At 40.0% G+C, this 4,388-nt stretch carries 4 protein-coding genes; 1 reads left to right on the forward strand and 3 read right to left on the reverse strand.

Features of this window, described 5'->3' with window-relative positions:
• The 3 genes from WS34_RS14165 to WS34_RS14175 all read right to left on the reverse strand — a co-directional run.
• On the reverse strand, positions 1–330 hold a 330-nt coding region (locus WS34_RS14165; RefSeq protein ID WP_046405635.1), incomplete at its 3' end, for a hypothetical protein.
• A gap of 109 nt (positions 331–439) precedes the next feature.
• Positions 440–997, reverse strand: coding sequence for an RNA polymerase sigma-70 factor (locus WS34_RS14170; RefSeq protein WP_046402849.1), 558 nt, complete (start codon positions 995–997; stop codon positions 440–442).
• Between the two features lie 147 nt (positions 998–1,144).
• Positions 1,145–3,253, reverse strand: a complete 2,109-nt coding sequence (locus tag WS34_RS14175; protein ID WP_229041856.1) for a thioredoxin family protein — start codon at positions 3,251–3,253, stop codon at positions 1,145–1,147.
• Between the two features lie 346 nt (positions 3,254–3,599).
• Between WS34_RS14175 and WS34_RS14180 the strand changes: the two genes are divergently transcribed.
• On the forward strand, positions 3,600–4,388 hold a 789-nt coding region (locus tag WS34_RS14180), incomplete at its 3' end, for a sigma-54 interaction domain-containing protein (RefSeq protein ID WP_046405637.1).

Below are 4,388 nucleotides of genomic sequence, written 5' to 3' on the forward strand. Positions count from 1 at the left end.
ACGGTTCATCAACTGCCGAAGTGAAAAACCGATGGCCAATAATAACAATGCAGCCACAGCGACCGCGGCAACCCACCGTTTATATGCTCTTTTTCCATGGTCCAATCGGGTACACCGATCAAAACGCCGGATAGCAGCTTCGGTATCGATCTTTTCCCATTGTCTCCACCGTTGTTCCCATGTATCATCTTGTATCAACCGCTCGAAAAAAAGCCGGTTTTCTTCCTTTTTATCCAGCCAAGCCGTCAATTCCTCTCTCCGGACATCTTCCATCTCCCCGGATAAGTACTCTTCAATCAACTGAATAATAGGATCGTTCACTTCAGACATTTTTCACTTCTTTTACATAAAGACAACAAGAGATGCCAAAAGGGGTACGCAAAAAAGTTAAAAATGAATGTTAAAAAACAGGAATAGGATTTTTTACAACCAACATTCTCTAGATCAACAAAATATACAACAAGCCAAAATCTTGCATTTTTTCACGAATATATCGAAGCGCTTTTTTTTTCTGTGTTTTGACTGTGAGCAAAGTTATTTTTAACTGGGCGGCTATTTCTTCATTTTTCTTTCCATCCAAATGCAGTAAAAATATTTCTTTACAACGGGGTGGTAACTCGTCTATCGTCTTGAAAAGCCATCGATAGATCTCTTCTTCCATGATATCATAATCGTCCAGTTCCGGATTCTCAGGATGCAACTGTCTGTAAGCGGCATATTTTTCCTCGACTTTTTTATGCTTTATCCGATTCAGGCAAGTATTACGCACAGCATTATAGAGAAACACCCGAAAACTGGCATAAGACATAAATTTCTCTTCTTTTTCCCATACAGAGACAAATAATTCCTGTACGATATCTTCGGCTTCTCCTTGTTCGTCAATATATTTCAGAGCAAATATCACCAGAGACCGATAAAATCTCCGAAATAATTCGTGATAGGCTTCCCGCCTTTTCAGATTAATTTGTTCTATGAATATTTCCTCTTTTGTTTTCATCCTAAGCTGCCAATGAAAAACAAAAATAATGCTTTTTAGAGGATTAGAAAGCAAGGAGTTCATAGTTAATTCTAAAAATTCAAAAGAAAAGCTGTGTGAATGCTCGATTCACACAGCTTCGCTTCTATTTCGGACAGAACTATTTACCTACTTTTTAGCAAACATAGATTCGATATATTGTTCCATTTGCTTTGCCATGTCTTTATCCTCACATTTGGCTACCAGTTTCTGACCGATCTTTTTCCAACGGTTGATCTGCAGAGGAGTAGCTTTTTCTTTTGCTCCGGCAATTATCGAGAATGGGAATTCTTCCGGAGAAAGGTTGTTCACTTCTTTTTCACAGACTGTAAGCAGCTGATTCGGATTATTGGCTAAGAGTGCTTTAGCGATATTGATCTGCCCTACCAATGATTTTTCATTTTTCAATTTCAGACCGACAATCTCTTTCTTCATCTGATCCAGGTCGGCAGCTGTTGTCGATTTATCCCGTCCGTAGAAAATCATCATCAATTTACGTTGATACCCGCTGGACAGTCGTTTATCGACAGCTTCTTCCGTATTATTTTGTGCAAACTTCTCCCGGTTTGCCAACAAATATTCATAAGCTTCAGAGCCTGCCGGAGCTAAATCAGGATTATTGAAAATAAACCAATAATCAGCCGATACTTTCTCTTCATCGGTGAGTTGTCCATACAATTCTGCAGCTACTTTCGAAGCATCCGGAGAATACATAGAAATCAAACTTTCCACATATTTAGCCAGGAATTCCTTATCCCGGGCTCCTTCTGCATATTTTGCATCCAGTACACCGGTTGCTTTATTATCGTCGAAAGCATCCTTTACCCGTTCGATAAACCGGTCCGGTTCACCACCGCCGACAAATTTATGACGCACGGTTCCATCCGTATTCAAAATGACAAAAGTAGGATAAGCGCGAACACCGAATTTTTTAGCTAATTCAGGTCCTTCTCCTTTTTCCATATCATATTTAACACAAATGAATTTCGGATTCATATAATCTCCCATTTTCTCCTGTGGGAAAACAGTGTTACTCATATATTTACAAGGCCCACACCAGGAAGTATAACAGTCGACAAAAATCTGTTTACGCATCTTAGCAGCCTTTTCTACTGCCTGTTCAAAAGTCAGGTCCTGGAAATTAACCCCTACATGAGCTAAATTCTTCCAGGATTCCACATAATATTCCAGGTAATTTTTCATTTCGCTATTAGCCGGGTTAGCCATCATTTTTTCAGCGGCAGCAACCATACGGTTATAATCTGCCTTAGTCGCTTTATCCCGCATAGCTCCGAAAGCCATCAGCATAGACGATAAATCGTTTCCGGTCAATGTAGCAGCGTTTTCTTCCACTTTAGATACCAACTGATTCACATCTCCCTGAGCCACCAATCCGGCGATATCACATAAAGACAACAAATCGTTCTTTTTCTGAAGATCCAATTTACCGATCTGTTGTTTCAGTTCATCCAAAGATACGGTTTGTCTTTCTTTATTTCCATAAAGGTGTGGAGACAAAGCCCGGCTATAAGCAGAGAATAAAAATTCATCCAATTTTTCTTTCCCTATATTTTTTTCAAAAGTCGGAATATTGGCCAATATCAAATTAAAATCGGGAGTTCCAACCGTACAAGTACCGTCTTCAAACAAGGGCCAGAATTCTTTTTTCAATTTATCTTTCTCGGTGACCTGAGACAGTAATTCTTTTTTTACCTGCTCTGCTTTTTTCTGATCGTAAGCATCATCTAAAGCGACCTTATAAGCCAATAATTGCTTTTTATTCATTTTTCCTTTTTCGTACTGTTGATTCAGATACAGCAAGGAAGTCTTTTCATTCAACCCTTTCTTTACTCTTTCGATAAAAGGTTCCAGTTCACCTCCACCGACGACAGCATGTTGTACTGTTCCGTCCGGACGGATAATAAAGAAAGAAGGATAAGCCCGCACACCTAATTTATTTTTCAGTTCTTTCCCTTCTCCCTGTTCCATATCGAATTTCACACAGACAAAACGAGGATTAAAAAATTCTCCGGCTTCTTTCATCGGGAAAATCTTTGTTGTCATCATCTTACATGGACCACACCAAGTTGTGTAACAATCAACGAAAACCAGTTTCTTTTCTGCTTTAGCTTTAGCTAATGCTTCATCAAATGTCAGATGCTGGAAATCCACTCCCGTTTGCGCAAAAGCCATTACGCTTAGCACCAAACACATCATCAAAGGAATTAATTTTTTCATAATATGATTTAAATAGTTTTGGTAAATGATGATGCAATTTACAAAATGGGATTCAATTAAGGTCTAATTTCTTCCATCTTAACCTATATTTGTGATATTCACGATAGTCCTCTAACATTTTATTAAGAGTTGTTGTCTCTTTTTTTTACAAAACCCAGTCTCCCAAAAACGATAGGCGACTGATGCGGCCGGTTAGAAAAAATCAAAAGAGAAATTAAAATAATCGATTTATTTGAAAGAGTAAAAATGAATAAATGTTTCCTGATTCGGGCTTTTTAATGTAATTTTGTCAGAGTACCTGTAACTTTTACAGGTCCGGAAGAAAATATGAACAAGATAGCTGAATATGGAAGATATACAAGCGATCAAACAACGATTTGAAATCATCGGAAACAATCCGGGTTTAAATCGGGCCATCGATATTGCTACCCAAGTAGCCCCGACAGATTTGTCCGTATTGATAACCGGAGAGAGCGGAGTCGGGAAAGAGATTTTTCCCCGTATCATCCATGCCTACAGTACCCGTAAACACGCTCAGTATATAGCGGTAAACTGCGGTGCGATTCCTGAAGGAACGATCGACTCCGAGCTTTTCGGTCATGAGAAAGGGGCTTTTACCGGAGCCGTATCCGACCGGAAAGGATATTTCGAAGTAACGGACGGCGGAACCATTTTTTTGGATGAAGTAGGAGAACTGCCTTTACCGACGCAAGCCCGTCTATTAAGGGTATTGGAAACGGGAGAATTTATCCGGGTAGGCTCCTCGAAAGTACAGAAAACCAACGTCCGGGTTATCGCAGCCACCAACCTCGATATCCCGCAAGCGGTAAAAAACGGAAAATTCCGGGAGGACCTGTATTATCGTCTGAATGCTATTCCGATCACGATCCCTCCTTTACGCGAACGTAAAGAAGATATTCCTTTGTTATTCAGGAAATTTGCCGCCGATTTTGCCGAAAAATACCGGATGCCGGCAGTCCGGTTAACGGAAGAAGCCGTTAAAATCCTTCAGGACTTCCGTTGGCCGGGAAATATCCGGCAACTGAAAAACGTAACGGAACAAATCTCCATCATCGAACGAGAACGTATGGTAGATGAAACCACCTTACGTAAATATATACCGGAACACGATCCG

This window comes from Odoribacter sp. N15.MGS-14, from assembly GCF_000980245.1.
GTDB classification, from domain to species: Bacteria; Bacteroidota; Bacteroidia; order Bacteroidales; family Marinifilaceae; genus Odoribacter; species Odoribacter splanchnicus.

What these genes read in the sequence shown, in the direction of transcription:
- WS34_RS14170 (WP_046402849.1), bottom strand. Translation starts at nt 997, where the DNA reads ATGAAAACAAAAGAGGAAATATTCATAGAACAAATTAATCTGAAAAGG.
- WS34_RS14175 (WP_229041856.1), bottom strand. Translation starts at nt 3,253, where the DNA reads ATGAAAAAATTAATTCCTTTGATGATGTGTTTGGTGCTAAGCGTAATG.